The organism is Nitrosomonas sp. (assembly GCF_024282095.1).
In the GTDB taxonomy this organism is placed as follows: Bacteria; Pseudomonadota; Gammaproteobacteria; order Burkholderiales; family Nitrosomonadaceae; genus Nitrosomonas.
Genome location: NZ_JAMWZS010000001.1, coordinates 83,891 through 100,980, shown reverse-complemented (window position 1 = coordinate 100,980; position 17,090 = coordinate 83,891). Strand labels below are relative to the sequence as shown.

At 48.0% G+C, this 17,090-nt stretch carries 12 protein-coding genes; 5 read left to right on the top strand and 7 right to left on the bottom strand.

What is annotated here, in order from left to right:
* Positions 1–17: 17 nt before the first annotated feature.
* Positions 18–1,406, top strand: coding sequence for a UDP-N-acetylmuramate:L-alanyl-gamma-D-glutamyl-meso-diaminopimelate ligase (gene mpl, locus Q0K92_RS00445; RefSeq protein WP_297323827.1), 1,389 nt, complete (start codon positions 18–20; stop codon positions 1,404–1,406).
* A gap of 21 nt (positions 1,407–1,427) precedes the next feature.
* On the opposite strand, the gene Q0K92_RS00440 is transcribed toward mpl, so the two are convergent.
* The 3 genes from Q0K92_RS00440 to Q0K92_RS00430 all read right to left on the bottom strand — a co-directional run bounded on the left by Q0K92_RS00440 (position 1,428) and on the right by Q0K92_RS00430 (position 5,309).
* Positions 1,428–1,955, bottom strand: coding sequence for an adenine phosphoribosyltransferase (locus Q0K92_RS00440; protein WP_297323826.1), 528 nt, complete (start codon positions 1,953–1,955; stop codon positions 1,428–1,430).
* A 100-nt stretch (positions 1,956–2,055) separates the two neighbouring features.
* Entirely contained in the window at positions 2,056–3,156 is a 1,101-nt protein-coding gene (nirK, locus tag Q0K92_RS00435; RefSeq protein ID WP_297323825.1) for a copper-containing nitrite reductase, read from the bottom strand.
* Positions 3,157–3,338: 182 nt separating this feature from the next.
* Positions 3,339–5,309, bottom strand: a complete 1,971-nt coding sequence (locus Q0K92_RS00430; RefSeq protein WP_297323911.1) for a monovalent cation:proton antiporter family protein — start codon at positions 5,307–5,309, stop codon at positions 3,339–3,341.
* Positions 5,310–5,429: 120 nt separating this feature from the next.
* On the opposite strand from Q0K92_RS00430, the gene gshA reads away from it, so the two are divergent.
* A complete protein-coding gene (gshA, locus tag Q0K92_RS00425; protein ID WP_297323824.1) occupies positions 5,430–6,716 on the top strand; it encodes a glutamate--cysteine ligase in 1,287 nt (428 codons plus the stop codon).
* A 7-nt stretch (positions 6,717–6,723) separates the two neighbouring features.
* Positions 6,724–7,692: a glutathione synthase gene (gene gshB / locus Q0K92_RS00420; RefSeq protein WP_297323823.1), complete on the top strand. Its 969-nt coding sequence runs from the start codon at positions 6,724–6,726 to the stop codon at positions 7,690–7,692.
* Positions 7,693–7,715: 23 nt separating this feature from the next.
* Here the strand turns inward: gshB and Q0K92_RS00415 are convergent, their stop codons facing one another.
* From Q0K92_RS00415 to metE, 3 genes are all read right to left on the bottom strand, one after another.
* Positions 7,716–8,078: a hypothetical protein gene (locus Q0K92_RS00415; protein ID WP_297323822.1), complete on the bottom strand. Its 363-nt coding sequence runs from the start codon at positions 8,076–8,078 to the stop codon at positions 7,716–7,718.
* A gap of 145 nt (positions 8,079–8,223) precedes the next feature.
* Positions 8,224–8,967, bottom strand: coding sequence for a CADD family putative folate metabolism protein (locus Q0K92_RS00410; protein ID WP_297323821.1), 744 nt, complete (start codon positions 8,965–8,967; stop codon positions 8,224–8,226).
* Between the two features lie 72 nt (positions 8,968–9,039).
* Positions 9,040–11,328, bottom strand: a complete 2,289-nt coding sequence (metE, locus tag Q0K92_RS00405) for a 5-methyltetrahydropteroyltriglutamate--homocysteine S-methyltransferase (RefSeq protein WP_297323820.1) — start codon at positions 11,326–11,328, stop codon at positions 9,040–9,042.
* A gap of 105 nt (positions 11,329–11,433) precedes the next feature.
* Here metE and Q0K92_RS00400 point away from each other — a divergent pair, with 105 nt between their 5' ends.
* Positions 11,434–12,333: a LysR family transcriptional regulator gene (locus Q0K92_RS00400; RefSeq protein WP_297323819.1), complete on the top strand. Its 900-nt coding sequence runs from the start codon at positions 11,434–11,436 to the stop codon at positions 12,331–12,333.
* Between the two features lie 20 nt (positions 12,334–12,353).
* On the opposite strand, the gene dsr1 is transcribed toward Q0K92_RS00400, so the two are convergent.
* Positions 12,354–16,184, bottom strand: a complete 3,831-nt coding sequence (dsr1, locus tag Q0K92_RS00395; protein WP_297323818.1) for an anti-phage defense-associated sirtuin Dsr1 — start codon at positions 16,182–16,184, stop codon at positions 12,354–12,356.
* Positions 16,185–16,557: 373 nt separating this feature from the next.
* On the opposite strand from dsr1, the gene Q0K92_RS00390 reads away from it, so the two are divergent.
* The gene (locus Q0K92_RS00390; protein WP_297323817.1) at positions 16,558–16,977 is read left to right on the top strand and encodes a YqaA family protein; all 420 of its coding nucleotides are present in this window, start codon (positions 16,558–16,560) and stop codon (positions 16,975–16,977) included.
* Positions 16,978–17,090 lie beyond the last annotated feature (113 nt).

The following is a 17,090-nucleotide window of genomic DNA, read 5'->3' as shown; positions in this document are numbered from 1 at the left end:
ATCTATTAGAGTAAATCATGCATATTCACATACTTGGAATTTGTGGCACCTTTATGGGCGGAATTGCAGTCATCGCACGCGAATTCGGACATAAGGTTACCGGTTGCGATCAAAGTGTTTATCCGCCCATGAGTACGCAGCTGGAGTCCCAAGGCATCGAATTGATATCAGGTTATTCAGCAGAGCAAATCCAACTGCAACCGGACATATTTGTCATCGGTAATGTTGTGACGCGCGGCAATCCATTGATGGAGGAAATATTCAATCGAAATTTACCCTATATTTCCGGGCCACAATGGCTATCAGAAAATATTCTGAGAAATCGCTGGGTACTGGCAGTATCCGGCACGCACGGCAAAACGACGACCAGTTCGATGTTGGCCTGGATTCTCGATTATGCCGGGTTAAATCCGGGATTTTTAATCGGCGGTATCCCTGAAAATTTTGGCGTATCAGCAAGAATTGGCAACACATCGTTACCCGCCCGCCATTCCGCAGCAAGCACTGATGGCACTTCGCCCTTTTTTGTCATCGAAGCTGATGAATATGACACTGCCTTCTTTGATAAACGCTCTAAGTTTGTTCATTACCATCCCCGGACAGCCATCTTAAATAATCTTGAATTTGATCATGCCGATATCTTTCCAGATCTGTCAGCGATTGAGCGTCAATTTCACCATTTTGTCCGAATCATCCCTAATCATGGTTTGATCATATCCAATGGAACAGATAAAAATTTAAAACGTGTTTTAAAACAAGGTTGCTGGACTCCCGTCGAGGAGTTTGGAGTAGAAACCGGCTGGCATTCAAAGTTGTCAGCAAACACCGAGATGGGTGTTTATTTTAATGAAATCCATCAAGGTCATTTGCGCTGGGATTTATTGGGCGAGCACAATCGCATGAATGCGTTGGCCGCACTCGGCGCTGCGCGGCATGCCGGTGTACCGATTCAGCTTGGAATTGAAGCATTGACGCAGTTTAAAAATGTCAAACGTCGCATGGAAAAACGTGGCGTAATCAACGGTATTACAGTTTATGATGATTTTGCACATCATCCGACCGCCATTCAAACCACATTAAATGGTTTGCGAACACATGTAGGCAAGGAAAGAATCATCGCGGTATTTGAACCTCGGTCGAATACCATGAAAATGGGCGTATGGAAAAATAGCCTTGCAGACAGCTTACTCGAGGCTGACTACATTTTCTGTTTTACCCACGACGCTCAGTGGGCAAAAACCGCTTTGGATAGCTTGGATAAGAAAGTCAGTTGTTATGATGATCTGGAACAACTCATCGAGAATATCTTGCTTGTCATCGAGGCCGGTGATCATATTGTAATTATGAGCAATGGCAGTTTTGGTGGCATCCATGAGAAAATACTATCGGCCCTGCATAATCATTGATTCACTGCCCCTGACAGGTCGCTAACCACCTTCAAATTCACACAGCGCAAATACTTTGCATCCCAAATTCTCCAAGCGCGCCCTCCCCCCTACATCCGGCAGATCAATCACAAAACAGCATTCCACGACCTCTCCGCCCATATCATGGATGAGCTTCACCGCCGCTTCCGCTGTTCCGCCTGTTGCAATCAAATCATCAATAAGCAGCACACGATCGCCCGGCTGAATGGCATCGACATGTATTTCAATACGATCGGTGCCATATTCCAATTGATAATCCCGGCCAATCGTCTCTGCCGGTAATTTATTCTGTTTGCGAATGGGAACAAAACCTTTGCTTAACTGATACGCTACCGGTGCGCCAATGATAAAACCGCGCGACTCAATCCCGACAACTTTACTGAACTCAGTATGTTGATACCGCTTGGAAATTTCCTGGATTGTCGTACGCAGTCCAATGGGATCCTTCAGTAAGGTCGTAATATCACGAAACATGATCCCATGATGTGGATAATGCGGGATGGTGCGAATATGGGATTTAATTGGCATAAGTTTCAGCGGGATACGTAAGTAAATACCAAAAACAAAAGGCCTCAACCCAACGGTTGAGGCCTTTTAATATCACTTCAATAGTTACACTATATAAATCTTAGTGATCCATTGCAGCTTTTGCATCAAAGCTCTTTGGTGCTTTAACTTGGGTCATGAGATCATCATCCCATTTACCTTCAACATTCATATGCAGCGCAGCGCCCAGCAATACAGCTTCAATCAGGTTATGACTGAGGTATACATACAGTCCTGGTTGTTTGAATTCATACGCTGCAGCAACTGCTGCACCGCCTGGAACCCACCAGGTTTCTTGGCTGGTTAGAGGCACATCGGTGAATGAACCACCTACCCAATACAGGTCAGCATGGCCGCCGATCAAGTGTGGGCGGGAATCACGATTGGCTTGTGAATGAATAAACAGTACTTTTTCGCCTACTTTTGCTTTCAGCGCATTGTCACCTGTAATTGCACCAACAGCACCATTAAATACTACGTGTGTTGGAACGAGTCCTTTGGCAACTTCCAGCATATCTGCCATACCTTCAGCTGGTGAGCCATAGGATTTGAATTTGCCGCTGGCATCTTTAGGCAGATAGAAATCTTGTTCGCCGATATAGAAAGCTTTATCGTATTTATATGGTTTGCCTTTGGAATCTTTCAAACCATCTTTTGGCAATACCATAATCGCGCCATTCATACCAGAAATAACATGGAATGGAATCATGGTTCCACCTGGTGCGCAATGGTAAACGAATACGCCCGGTTTAATTGCTTTCCAGCGCAAAACAACTTCTTCACCAGGTTGTACCAGCGTTAAACCGGCGCCACCCAATGCACCTGTTGCTGCGTGGAAATCCACGTTATGTGCCAGCGTACTGGTTTTTGGGTTAGATAATGTTAATTCAACATAGTCGCCTTCATTCACTACGATGAGCGGACCAGGAATACTACCATTGAAAGTCAATCCCCATACTTTTGCACCAGGAGCAACTTCCACCAGTTTTTCTTGAGTTTCCATGCGTACTTCAACAATCTTAGGTCCTTTGCTTACCTGATCATGCACAGGTACATTCGGTGGAGCCACCAATTCTTGTTTTACACGTGGTAATTTAGAAATGTCTGTAGCGGCCACAACAGCTTGAGTTGCGCCAAAACAAAGCAATCCTAATCCTACAACTGCCTGAACAGCTTTAATCATATCTCCCTCCATAAATGATGAACTTTGCGCTTCTTTTTATGCGCCATTCTATTCTGTTGTATAACCGTTAAGGCTACATCAACACCTGCCCTTTAAGAGCAAAGGGCGGAAGCGCGACTATACACTTTCTGAGAAAAACTGTCCATTCTTAATAGCCTACTATCACAATGAAATCAGGGTTATTAACCTTGTAGCAATTTCATCTCAGCAGCAGCCAAATTTTCTTGTGTACCTTTAAGTACCATCACATCACCTGCTTCCAATCTTGTCTCACTAGTCGGTAGTAAACCGCGAATATTGCGTCTTCTGACCGCAGTCACTTCAACCGCCAGACTTGCCAAATTTATATCTCCCAAAGTTCTATTGATGGCCGCCGCACCTGGAATCAGGGTAATCGTTAATAACCGCGGAAATATCTTTTCACTACCATCGTCTGCCTCATCAGTTACACCATAATAGAAACCGCGCAATAAACTGTAACGCTGCTCACGAATTTCTCTTATGCGCCGCAAAACACGCCCGGTTGATATATCAACAAACATGAGCGCGTGGGATGCCAGCATCAAGCTTCCTTCCATGATTTCTGCGACAACTTCCGTTGCGCCTGCTTCTTTCAACACATCAATATCCGTATCATCGCGCGTCCGAACCACTACGGACAATTCCGGGCGTAATTCCTGGACATGCCTGAGGATTTTTAAGGTAGAAACGGTATCGGCATAGCTCACCACCAACACTTTCGCACGCATCAAGCCTGCGGCAATGAGCACTTCGCGCCGCGCTGCATCACCATAGACAACCGATTCCCCTGCCTTGGTCGCTTCACGTATGCGCTGCGGATCAAGATCCAAAGCGATAAACGGTATGGATTCCTGCTCCAATATCCGTGAGATACTCTGGCCGCTGCGCCCATAACCGCAAATAATCACATGATCCTGCGTTGCCATGGTCTGAGTCGCGATTGATGTGATCTGCATGGCTCGATACATCCATTCAGAGCTGTAAAAGCGTTGCATTATCGGTTCGCTATACTCAATCAGGAAGGGCGCGATAAACATCGACAACACCATGGCCGCAAGCACCGGCTGCAGCACTGCATTTCCAATCAACCCACTTGCACCGGCTTGTGCCAGCAGCACAAATCCAAACTCTCCCGCTTGCGCCAGACTCATCCCGGTTCTAGCCGCCACGCTGAAATCGGTACCGAACAAACGCGACAATCCGGTAATCATGACCACTTTGGCTAGAATGAGCACTACCAGAATAACAAATACCCAGAGAAAATTTTCAACGACTACGTGTATATCCAATAGCATGCCAATCGTCACAAAAAACAAACCCAGTAAAACATCGCGAAACGGTTTGATATCATCTTCCACTTGGTAACGATATTCCGTTTCAGAAATGAGCATACCGGCGAGAAATGCACCCAGAGCCAAAGACAAGCCAGCTAATTGGGTCAGCCATGCCAACCCCAAAGTAATCAATAACACATTCAACACGAATAATTCCGATGATCTCTGACGGGCAACTAGGTGCAGCCAGGGGCGCATGAGTTTCTGCCCCACAAATAAGATGATTGTCAGCACAATCACTACCTTCAGCATAGCAATCAGAAGATCGTTGGTATCACTATCGATTTCGGTTGCTAATGCGGGAAGAATAATGAGTAATGGAATAACCGTCAGATCTTGAAACAACAATACCCCGATGATCTGTCTGCCATGCGCGGAATTAAGCTCTAGCCGTTCTGCCAGCATCTTAATGACGATGGCAGTCGAAGACATCGCCAAAGCGCCTCCCAGCACAAATCCAACGCGCCAATCCAATCCAAGCACCCAAGCGACAGCCATCACTAATAAAATACTGATGACAACTTGTGCAGTGCCAAAGCCAAACACGATACGCTTCATGGCAACAAGCTTAGGCAAACTAAACTCAAGGCCTATGCTGAACATCAGAAATACCACGCCAAATTCCGCCAGATGGCGTGTTTCATCGTTTTCAGCGATCCACCCCAAAGCATGGGGCCCGATGATGACACCTGCAAGCAAATAACCCAGCATGGGCGGCAAGCGCAACAAACGGAAAACAACGACGGCCAATACCGCGGTAGCGAGCAAAATAAGAACAGGTTGCAGCGGATTAAGCATAAATAGTAAGTTAATCTGACCCAATATAAGTAAAGTCATACGATACTTTAGGATCGGACTGACCACAATCTATTCAGCACATAATGCTATAATCGCGCTGGTTTAATACTTCATACGGAAATGCCAGTACCTCATCTTTCTACTGCCCTGCGTGGCCCCATCCTCGATCTTGAAAATCGTATCATCAATGCTATGCCAACCATTGAACACTGGTTAAGAACCAAATGGCGTGAGCATACGGTGCCTTTTTATTGCTCGGTCGATTTACGCAATAGTGGTTTTAAATTGGCGCCCGTTGACACTAACCTGTTTCCCGGCGGCTTCAACAATCTCAACCCGGAATTTATCCCGTTATGCGTGCAGGCGATGATGAACGCCATCGAAAAGATATGTCCGGATACGCACAGCCTGCTATTGATACCGGAAAATCACACCCGCAATACGTTCTACTTGCAAAACATCGCCACGTTGCAAAATATCATACTGCATGCCGGATTAAATGTGCGCATTGGTACTTTGTTACCCGAAATCACCACTGCCACCAAAATTGATTTGCCGGATGGACAAACCATCACCCTCGAACCCATCACACGCAAGAATAATAAGCTCGGTGTCAATAACTTCGATCCCTGCGCGGTACTGCTTAACAATGATCTGTCGACGGGCGTCCCGGAAATTCTGCAAAACCTGAATCAGATCGTTATTCCGCCTTTACATGCAGGATGGGCAACACGCCGAAAATCCAATCACTTTGCCGCGTATGACCGAGTCGCACAGGAATTTGCCGATCTGATCGGCATTGATCCCTGGTTGATCAATCCGCGATTCACTTCGTGTGGTGAAATCAATTTCCGCGAAAAACAGGGAGAAGATTGTGTAGTAAGCGCCGTCGATCGAATTCTCTCGGTTATCAAGAAAAAATATCAACAATACGACGTCAAGGAAGATCCTTTCGTCATCGTCAAGGCCGACTCAGGTACTTACGGTATGGGCATTATGACCGTCAAGGATGGCGCGGATATTTATAAACTCAACCGCAAGCAGCGCAATAAAATGGCCGTGGTGAAGGAAGGATTACAGGTTTCCAATGTATTGGTGCAAGAAGGTGTTTATACATTTGAAAATATCAACCAGGCTGTAGCGGAACCGGTCATCTACATGATTGATCGCTATGTCGTCGGCGGGTTTTACCGGGTACATACCGGGCGCGGCATCGATGAAAACCTGAATGCTCCCGGCATGCATTTTGTTCCGCTGGCATTTGAAACCACTTGTGTAGTACCCAAAAATGCCGCGCAACCCAACTCCATTCCCAATCGGTTTTACGCATACGGTGTGGTTGCACGCCTTGCTTTGCTGGCTGCGGCACTAGAATTAGAACAAGATAATTCTAGAATTCCTGATTGAAGCAAACATGAAGCTCGCTTTTATCATTGATCAACTGGATTCCATCAAAACCAGTAAAGACTCAAGTTTCGCAATGATCTGCGAGGCCATCGCCAGAAATCATCAGATTCACGTACTCTATCAGCATGATCTTGCATTGATGAATAATACTGTCATGGGCTTTTGCCGTGCTCTGACTTTAACGGATACGCCCCATCAGGATGGCCACTGGTATCACACCGGCGACACGTCGGCCATGCCTTTATATGAATTCGATGCGATTCTGATGCGCAAAGATCCGCCCTTTGATATGGAATATGTTTACAGCACCTATTTATTGGAGCTGGCAGAAACACAAGGCACATTGGTCATCAACAGTCCGCGCGGCATCCGCGATCACAATGAAAAATTGGCCATTACACAATTTCCACAGTTTATCGCTCCCACCCTGGTCACCAGTCAAGCGCATTTGATCAGGGAATTTCTCAGCAACCATCAGGATATCATCCTAAAACCGCTGGACGGCATGGGCGGCGCCAGCGTGTTTCGCGTTCACAGTGCCGATCACAATATCAATGTGATTCTCGAAACACTCACCCACTATGGAACACGCACCATCATGGCGCAGCGCTACATTCCCGAAATTGCACAAGGAGACAAACGCATCCTCCTGATTGCCGGCAAAGCGGTGCCTTATGCACTGGCACGCGTTCCAAAACCTGGTGAAACACGCGGCAATCTGGCCGCCGGCGGTACTGGAACAACGCAATTATTATCTGCACGCGACGAGGAAATCGCGGCATCACTCGGACCGGAATTGGCCGAACGTGGCTTAATGCTGGTTGGATTGGATGTGATCGGCGATTACCTGACGGAAATTAATGTCACCAGCCCGACCGGTATGCAGGAAATCACCAAGCAAACGGGGTTCAATGTCGCAGGCATGATGCTGGATGCCATTGAAACAGGTATCAAAAATGCCCGCAGCAATAGCTGATCGTTTATCTTAGGTTAGCAAAGTTACCGACGAAACCCGTATTCCAGAATAAAAAACTGCGGCTTGAATTGCGCCAGCGGTTCATACAGTTTTTTTAATTCTTGTTCAGGTCCATGGATTTCCAAGCGCACAAGCTCAGCAATACTGAGTGCCTTGTTCAGCAGATCACCCACATTATCCAGATGCATCAACAATCCTTCTGCATCCTCGTACCCTTCACGGCAATACGCTTCATCGCCATTAAAACTGAATCCGTAATAAAGGCATTTCTGCTCTTTACTTGCCCTGGCAACAAATTGTTCGCAAAGATTTTTGAAGCTGGCATGCTGACCATCTGCAATCTTGAAATAAGGTGCAATGGAACAACATTTATCGTGCGTTGACATGTGGGTTGAACGGATCGTGCGCGGTGTTATCAATTGGCTCCCATGACAGTTAACGCATGGCGCCGTGAGTGGTTATGTTAATTCGGCAAGTTCAGCACAGACGTAATTGATCGTTCGTGTTGAGCTTGCCGTAAGCTTTACATGCTTAGTGTACTGTCGCTGCTTCTTTTTGTTCGCAGATCAGATTGGCGCAATACGTTTCGTGGATACCATCCAGGAAACCCCACAATGCGTCACACGCTTCTTTGGTAGCAGCCAGCACTTCTGCCTGCTTTTCCGGACTGTCGGCAAAGCGCTCGATGATAGCCCACTCAGCTTGCGAATGATAAACATCGGCTTTTTCATGTACCGAGAAAAATTCATAATCTTCAGGATTTTTCATGCCGTAGAATTTGGCCAAGCCATCAATTTTTACTGCGGCAATGTCAGGCACTTGTGATTCAAACGCATGCAGTGCAGCGAGTCCAGCATAAAACGGACGGTTTAAGCAAATATCCCGGAATGTGGCAACAAGATTCTCTGTCGTCGGCAATGCGGCGGCATTCGCTAAACTTTTATCATTTGCACCCAAGGCAAACGCAAAGTTTTTCCATAATGCCGGATGATTCTTTTCACCATGTTCTTCGTCGATCAGGTTTCTCAATACTTCCTGCCGTACGCTGATATCCCCACTATTCGTTTCTGCATGGATATGCGGTGTATTGAAATGCACCGCACTTAAATAGGTGGGCTCAGCCAGTACATTGTAAAAATATTGCTCGGCGTAATGACGCAGTTGCTCTTTGGTCAGTTTGCCTTCGGTCCAAGCAACATAAAAAGGATGCTTGAGCAGATGCTTCTCACCGATAATGGCATTGATTTTTTGTTTGAGTATGGTATTAGTTGTCATGATTACTCCTGTTAAACCGAGATAGATAAAATACGCTGCATATCATCGCTAAATAACGCTAGCAAGTCAAATCTAGCCAGCCCGCGCAGCGGTTGATAAATACCGGCTGGCAGCAATCATATTGCGCAGCGCCGGCTTCACTTCATCCCAATTGCGTGTTTTCAGCCCGCAGTCCGGATTCACCCACAACCGCTCGGCCGGTATGCGTTGCGCGGCTTTTTCCATCAATTCGATGATTGAATCGATGGAAGGGATATTGGGCGAATGGATATCATACACCCCCGGGCCGATTTCGTTCGGATAATGAAATTGATCAAATGCATCGAGCAGCTCCATATCCGAGCGGGAAGTTTCGATCGTAATCACATCCGCATCCATGCGCGCGATGGCTTCCATGATGTCATTAAATTCAGAGTAACACATATGCGTATGGATCTGCGTTTCGTCGCTGACGCCATTGGCCGTCACGCGAAATGCACGAACCGCCCAGTCCAGGTAATCGTTCCATTGTGATTTTCTTAGCGGCAGGCCCTCCCGCAATGCGGCCTCGTCTATCTGGATAATTCTGATACCCGCTTTTTCCAAAGCGAGCACTTCGTCGCGTATCGCAAGCGCCAATTGCAGGCATGTATCTGCACGGGGCTGATCATCGCGTACAAAGGACCAATTCAGCATCGTCACAGGACCCGTCAGCATGCCTTTCATCGGTTTGCTGGTGAGCGACTGAGCGTATTGAATCCATTCCGTGGTGATGGCTTGTGAATGCAACACATCGCCGTAAATAATCGGTGGCTTCACGCAGCGCGATCCGTAGGATTGTACCCAACCAAACTGGGTAAAGGCATAGCCCGCCAATTGTTCGCCAAAATACTCCACCATGTCGTTACGTTCAGGCTCGCCATGCACCAGGACATCCAACCCCAATGCTTCTTGCTCACGCACGCAAGTTTCAATTTCTTCCCGCATTGCCTGACGATACGCTGACTCTGACAACCTACCCTCGCGGAAATCACGCCGTGTTTGGCGGATTTCCTGGGTCTGCGGGAAAGATCCGATGGTCGTCGTCGGAAAAAGCGGCAACTGAAATTTTTGCCGTTGCACGATGGTACGTTGATGGTACGGCGATTGGCGCGTACCCAGCGCATCATCGATTTCAAGCACACGCGCTTTTACGGCTGCCTGATGCACGCGCTTGGACTGTCTGCGGCTGGTTACCACCGCGCTATTCTCCCACAGTGCTGTCGCAACGCTGTCTCTGCCATGATCAAGCGCGTTTGCCAATAATTCAATTTCACTTAATTTCTGTACAGCAAATGCCAGCCACGACCGAATTTCCGCATCCAACTTCTGCTCGCTATCCAGATTGACCGGCACATGCAGTAATGAACATGAAGGCGCCAGCCAGAGACGATCCTGTAAGCGCGCATGGATAGGTTCCAGCCAATCCAGTGTTTTCGTCAAGTCGGTTTTCCAGATATTGCGTCCGTTGACGACACCCAAAGATAGAATTTTATGACTGGGCAACCAATCAATGACTTTGGCCACTTCGTCGTAAGCTGTGGTGGTATCCAGATGCAATCCACTCACCGGCAATTCACAGGCTAATTGCAGATTGTCCTGCAATTGTCCGAAGTAAGTCGTCAATAACAGATTGGGGGATGTGGCCTGCAACTGATAATACGCTTTTCTTAATGCATGCTTCCATTCCTGAGTCAGCTCCATGACCAATACCGGCTCATCGATCTGCACCCATTGAATGTCCGCATTCTTGAGCGCATGTAACAATTGCGCGTAGACACTCAGCAAATCATCCAGCAGCTCCAGCTTATCTGAGCCATCTTTGGATTTTCCCAACCATAGATAAGTAACCGGGCCGAGAATAACCGGCTTTATCTGATAATTCAGTTGCTTCGCTTGCTGAATTTGTTCCAGCAAATGACCGGCATGTAATGAGAATCGCGTATTCTTATCAAATTCCGGCACAATGTAATGATAGTTGGTATCAAACCACTTCGTCATTTCACCGGCGTTAACACAGGAACAAGCTGCATTGTCACTGACAGAACGCCCCCTTGCCGCACGGAAATAGCTGTCTATTTCATTGCCGGGTAAGGTACCGAAACGCGACGGAATATTACCCAACATAAAACTGGTATCCAGCACATGATCGTATAACGAGAAATCGCCTGCCGGAATCCAATCGAGCGCGGCTTGGTCTTGCCAATGCTGCGCTCGCAGCGCTGCTGCCATTTCTAATAAAGCTTGTTCAGAAAGCGCGCCTTTCCAGTATTTTTCTAAAGCGAATTTTAATTCCCGATTGCTACCGATCCTTGGAAACCCAAGATTATGTGTTGTTACCATGATTCCATCACCACTCAACGATTAATAATAGTCCGGCTATTGTACGAATAATGAGTAATGAATAATAATGATAAGTTTTGACATTCCAATAAGGATTTCTCATAGATGATTGAGCACAGTCACCTTAGAATCATTCAGGCGCTGCATGCCAATGGCACACTGACCGAAGCTGCCAATGCGCTATGCCTAAGCCAACCTGCTTTATCGCATCAAATCAGTTATCTGGAAAAGAAGTTAGGGATAACACTATGGGAACGTGAGGGCCGCAGTTTGCGTCTGACCCAGGCGGGTACATTACTATTGGAAGTAGCCAATCAGGTTCTGCCAGTTTTGTCGCAGGCGGAAAAAACGCTTGCAGCCTATAGCGAAGGCCGGCAAGGGATTTTACGCATTGGCGTTGAATGCTATCCCTGTTTTGAATGGCTCACCGGAATGATCGGACAATTCATGCAGCAACTGCCCGATATCGATATCGACATTGTGCAAAAATTCCAATTCTCAGGCCTGGAAGGATTACTCAATCATCATATCGATGTGTTGATCACGCCCGATCTGGTGAAAAAAGCACATATCGATTATGAAATTCTGGCGGAATACCAGCTGGTATTGCTCGCATCTGCCGACCATCCGCTGGCAGACATTAAACAACTTACACCAGAACATTTGAGTCAGGAAACTTTGTTGACTTTTCCTGTGCCGCTGGAAAGATTGGATATTCTGACGCATTTCTTAACACCAGCGCACTTAGCTCCGGAAAAAATCAAAAAAATTGAATCGCTCGAAATCATGCTACAAATGACCGCACTCAAACGTGGCGTTTGCGTACTACCGGAATGGCTCGCCGATATTAAAAACAAAGACCTGAGACTCAAAAGAATCCGGATTGGCAAAAAAGGATTATTTCAGAAATTGTATCTGGCACTGCGAAAGCCTGACAAAACCGCTCCCTATATCCAGCAATTTATCGTGGTTGGGCAAAAGACTGCTAAAAATTCAGCACCATAAATTCATAATATTTTAGATAATCAACTACTAAGCCGTCTAGCATGTTCCATTAATCGCTGATATCGATGATCTCTCTCCAGTTCAGGCAATGCCTGAGAAATTTCTTTTAAGCATTGCTCCAGCTCTCGTGATATCCATGGTTGACTATCGATTATCGCACCCAGTAGCCGTAGTGCCTCGTCTGGAAACCGACCGCACAAGCCGGATTCATTAAGCCGCTGCAAGATGTAGTGCGGGTGCTCAATGGGACACAACCAGTTCCACACGGCCGTCAAGGCTGAAGGAAATTCCGCTCCTGCAGCAATGCTCAATCGGGACAGGGACTCAGCGATGCCATTGGTCGCAAGATCGCGCGACTTGGGCCAGATCTGGTGCCAGAGCGGTTGAACGCGACTTCCCCAGTAGTTTTCTCGCTGCTCCCCGGCACCCTCAAGCGCTTGCGATAGCGCCTGCGCTGCCTCGTGCAATCCTTTTTGAGGTAATGCACCAATGGCCGTCTGGAAATCCCGTGCCGAATATCCTTCTACCGGATCCAATGCCGCATAGATTAGGAATGTCGCGAATTGACCGCTGTGTTCGCTCAACTCGGCGTAGTGCTGAGCGGTTTCAAGGAATTGGGTCTTGAATGCGATCAATAGTGGACGGTACAGGCGCGGAGACCAAAGGAAGCCTTCCCATGCCGCTCTCGCCTCGGCTGGATGAGTAGTCCAATCGAATAATGGCAACAAGTGTGTCTCCGTCCAGGGCCGGTCAACGCGAAACAATGCAATTAGTCGTGATGCCAGCAGCACCCTGCCGTGGCGGAATTGCTCAACAGTCGGATCGCAAAGATCAGTAAAGAACGGTTCAATGTTCGTCGGCAATTTGTCGTTGTCATTTGGCTCACGCTTGAACCATAGATTCAGCAGCACCTGCGTGACGTTACCAACCGAGTGATTAATGGCCTCTGAAACAGGCTCGTTTATTGGTTCTCCGTCGCGAAGGATTCCAGTGCCATACTTCAACGGCAACTTCAGAACTCTTCGGCACAAATCCAACAAGATTGTTTCGTGCCGATCAATACACTTTGACACCGCTTGCAGCCACCAAGTTAGGCTCTGCACAATTTCCTGAAGCTCTCCCTCAGGCATCTTTTGCATCACTGGTGCGAAACATCGCCAAGTCTTCCTAGCGCGCCCACCTTCCGACCAAGCATAGAGTGCACTACTCCATCGAGCGCGAGGCCATACCCCCTCGTTGGCGAGATCGGCCAGCGCATAACCAGCATTCGCAGGGTGCTTCTGGCAGGTCTCGTGCCACGTATCTTCGTAGTATTCGCGCTCTGACGATGGTTCCTTGAGCCACTGAACGAGATCTTGCCGTTTGCAGGGTGCGATATCGACATCGCGACTAGCTTCGTAGCCTGGATCTCCGGTGCCACTCATCCAGTGCGAAAACTCGTTGCGCTCATTTGTACGCTCGATTCTCCAGTCAGAGCGACCGGGCGGCACTTGCCGAAGCTTCGAACGGGCAATCGGGCTGAGGAACGCATCTTCATGGGTAAGTTTTGCCAAGAGTAGCCACACAGTATGGAGTACATGACGAACCCACCAGTCCGGTTCGGTGTCATCCCTGCACATGGTCTTTGGCGGGCCAGCGAGAATCACCGCTTCCAGTTTGGCTCTAGCTTCCGGCGAGAGATTTGCTGCTTGCAACACCAGTAAACGCATCGTTTCCCGTTGTGTATCCACAGACCACAACCACCAAGCATCATCGGCCACAAGCCATTCGACCCATTGATCGGAAGCAATGCAACCGTCGTGACTGGCGGCGAACAGGGCCAATCGCTTGAAGGTCGGATACGGTAAATTGAACCAATTCAACGCAATCTGCCTGGCGCGCTCCGAATCACTTTCACGTGTTGCCAACCACGAATCGCGCAGCAATTCGATCAATGTCACCCAATCGCGAAAACCTCGATTCTGCCAATGCGGGCTGATCGACGGCAAATCCCAATACGAGCGGTCGCTATGGTCATCAGCACCACCCAACTCGTGCAGCAAATCCAATGCGTCACGCAGCAGTTGTTGGAAATCATCCATTAGTATCGGCAAGGCTGTGCACCAGCGTTCATCAGTAAGATTTTGAAGAAATAAATGCGCGTGGTCAGCGGCTAGCACCAGTTCCCAGTCTACCAACTGTTTGACGCGCTCAGTCGCATCGGTCTCTTCATTGCCCAATCCCCAGCGGAACGGTTTCTTTAACGCAACTTTGGGTGCCAGCAATTCACGCAATTCTAGCCGCAAAGTGGTCGTCAATCCATCACGCTTCAATCTATCTTCCCAGCGATAGAGGTCGAAATCGCGCCGCGGCGATTTCACCCGACCCGTCAGCATTAAACGCCATAGTGTGCGCATCGGTGAACTTGGAATAGCGTTCGGGGCGTTGATGCGAATTTCCTCCAATTCGGTTGCCTTTTCTTCACGCTCCAGGCGTGCGAAGCGGTCCAGCTCATGTTCGATTAGCCATAACCAGCGGTCGTGTAACTGGCCGCCCCGTTGTGCCAACCAAATGATCAATGCCGGGTCATTGAGATGTCGCAACAGCCAACGGGCCAACTGGAACATCACGCCATCCCACTGACTGTTTTCCGTTCCACCGGAACCCAGAACCATCCACGGTGTGCGGCTGTAAGGCGCAGGGCGGCGAACCAGACTGAAACGCAGCTTATCATCCTCACCCGCGCAAGGCGGAACACCGAAACGGCTCAGGTCGCTATACCGATAGCGATCTTCAGAGAAAACCTCGAGCCATTCGAGCGGAGGCACCGGATTAAAATCAGCAAAGCATTTAGCGGGCAATCCAGATTCATGTGACAGCGCCCAGAGCATTCGGCCCACGAAATCATCCTGCCGCGTACTGGCTGAGGGGTGCGCCAAAGCGTAATCCATCACGATGCGCTCTTTTCCGAGAATACCGTCACGGTAAGTTTCAGCCCAGATCTTTAAGGTACCATGCAGTGCTAAATGATCGTAGTTACCCGACGGTACTTCGTAGAGAATGGGTGTAACACCCTTGGCTTTCCACTCGTTGGTCCTACTGCTTTCCTGTCCAGGCTCGTAGTCTCCAAGTGCGTAAGCCTGTGGGGTAACTTCACCCAACATCCGGTCGGCGGCCAGAGCGTCCATCATATAGCGTAACACCGGGTCGTTGATGCTGTAACCTATGAAGCAGACCACATAGTTGCGAAACAGCTCGCTGACGAAGCGTGCCGCCCAGCGTTCGATCAAGTAGGCCAGACCAAAGTCGCCACTGGTGAGTACCAAGCGTTGCAGCGCACTATCGTCTGGCTTTTTGGGCAACAAACCATGTAAATACACCAGTCCGTTCCAGCGGCTGTTCTTCGGAATCGGCAGCATCGGCGCTGCATAGGCAGTGAACGATCTCTTGGTTCGCCTGGCCACCTGCTCGAAAACGCGATCGAAATTTGTTGTCACCAATTGCAGTGCACCCGCACGATTGCGTGCCAGTTGCAGCAATGCAACATGCGTATCGGTTGCCCCTTGGCGACGAAGCTTGGGTTGCAGCGCCTTTGCCAACGCCTTGCGCATTTCCAATCCCTGCCGCTGCCCGGGCAAGCGTTCTTCCAGTAAATTCAGCACAGCGTCAAACTGTTTCTTTTTGTAAGTTTCCTGTTCGATTAAGTTGGGAGTCGTACCGACAAAGCAATAGATTTTGTCCACCAGCCCCCTGAAATCAGGCAATCCAGCCGGATATGAAATCCCTGCACCGCAGAAGAACACTACACGACCTTCCTCGTGTGCTTGCAATAGCGCTTCGGGAATATCCGGGCCGTTGGTTACAAATTGCATGCTAATATCTGCATTATTGAGAACTGTCCTTCCGTTAATAAAGACAATATGATATTGAATTTATATGTATTATTTTTGCATATCCATTTAGTATAGCACTCAGCGATAATTTCTTTTTCAACAGTAAATTCCAAACACTAGAAATTTAAACGCAAGATATGAAGTTTTCACTTCAGTCTCTCATGTTAATAGAACTACTTTTTTGGCGAAGTTATATATTTTGGTGCATTACCCAATGTACGAATAGAGCTTCAACACGGAACCATCAAAACGATGATGTCTGAGTTTCGCGCCGCGTTTACCTCTGCAATATCTTCATAACGTTACAGAATATCCAGTTAAACTATCGCCCTTTCTAAATTCAAATAATCTTATGGACGAGCAATCAAGCCTGTTAGCATTATTTACCAGTAGCTTCCTGGCTGCCACATTGCTTCCTGGCGGATCTGAAGCTGTGCTCGTGGGTGTTTTGCTGACATACCCTGAACTTCACTGGCAAGCGCTTATTTGGGCAACGATAGGCAATACATTGGGCGGCATGAGTTCGTATTTGATCGGCCGATTCTTGCCGGATGAAAAAACTCTGTTGAAAAAATCGAATGGGAATTCACGCGGTCTGGAGTGGGTACGTCGGCATGGCACCCCGATATTGCTGCTGTCTTGGGCACCACTCATTGGTGATTTATTATGTGTTGCTGCGGGATGGTTGCGCACCAATTGGTTATGGGCGTTATTTTTTATTGCGATCGGCAAATTTGCGCGCTATTGGGTGATTGCTACCGCCATGAATTGAAAATCATACGGCTCAGTTTACTCACATTGATGAATAAACTGAGCCGCCATTAACAGCCTGAAAAACTATCTGCATTGCCGCTACGGTGTTAAAAACAGGCTCAAAATGCTCAT

Excerpts from the sequence above, each read along its gene's own strand:
- Q0K92_RS00400 (WP_297323819.1), top strand. The coding sequence starts at position 11,434 with ATGATTGAGCACAGTCACCTTAGAATCATTCAGGCGCTGCATGCCAAT.
- gshA (WP_297323824.1), top strand. The coding sequence starts at position 5,430 with ATGCCAGTACCTCATCTTTCTACTGCCCTGCGTGGCCCCATCCTCGAT.
- dsr1 (WP_297323818.1), bottom strand. The coding sequence starts at position 16,184 with ATGCAATTTGTAACCAACGGCCCGGATATTCCCGAAGCGCTATTGCAA.
- nirK (WP_297323825.1), bottom strand. The coding sequence starts at position 3,156 with ATGATTAAAGCTGTTCAGGCAGTTGTAGGATTAGGATTGCTTTGTTTT.
- gshB (WP_297323823.1), top strand. The coding sequence starts at position 6,724 with ATGAAGCTCGCTTTTATCATTGATCAACTGGATTCCATCAAAACCAGT.
- Q0K92_RS00440 (WP_297323826.1), bottom strand. The coding sequence starts at position 1,955 with ATGCCAATTAAATCCCATATTCGCACCATCCCGCATTATCCACATCAT.
- Q0K92_RS00390 (WP_297323817.1), top strand. The coding sequence starts at position 16,558 with ATGGACGAGCAATCAAGCCTGTTAGCATTATTTACCAGTAGCTTCCTG.
- Q0K92_RS00430 (WP_297323911.1), bottom strand. The coding sequence starts at position 5,309 with ATGCTTAATCCGCTGCAACCTGTTCTTATTTTGCTCGCTACCGCGGTA.
- metE (WP_297323820.1), bottom strand. The coding sequence starts at position 11,328 with ATGGTAACAACACATAATCTTGGGTTTCCAAGGATCGGTAGCAATCGG.
- mpl (WP_297323827.1), top strand. The coding sequence starts at position 18 with ATGCATATTCACATACTTGGAATTTGTGGCACCTTTATGGGCGGAATT.
- Q0K92_RS00415 (WP_297323822.1), bottom strand. The coding sequence starts at position 8,078 with ATGTCAACGCACGATAAATGTTGTTCCATTGCACCTTATTTCAAGATT.
- Q0K92_RS00410 (WP_297323821.1), bottom strand. The coding sequence starts at position 8,967 with ATGACAACTAATACCATACTCAAACAAAAAATCAATGCCATTATCGGT.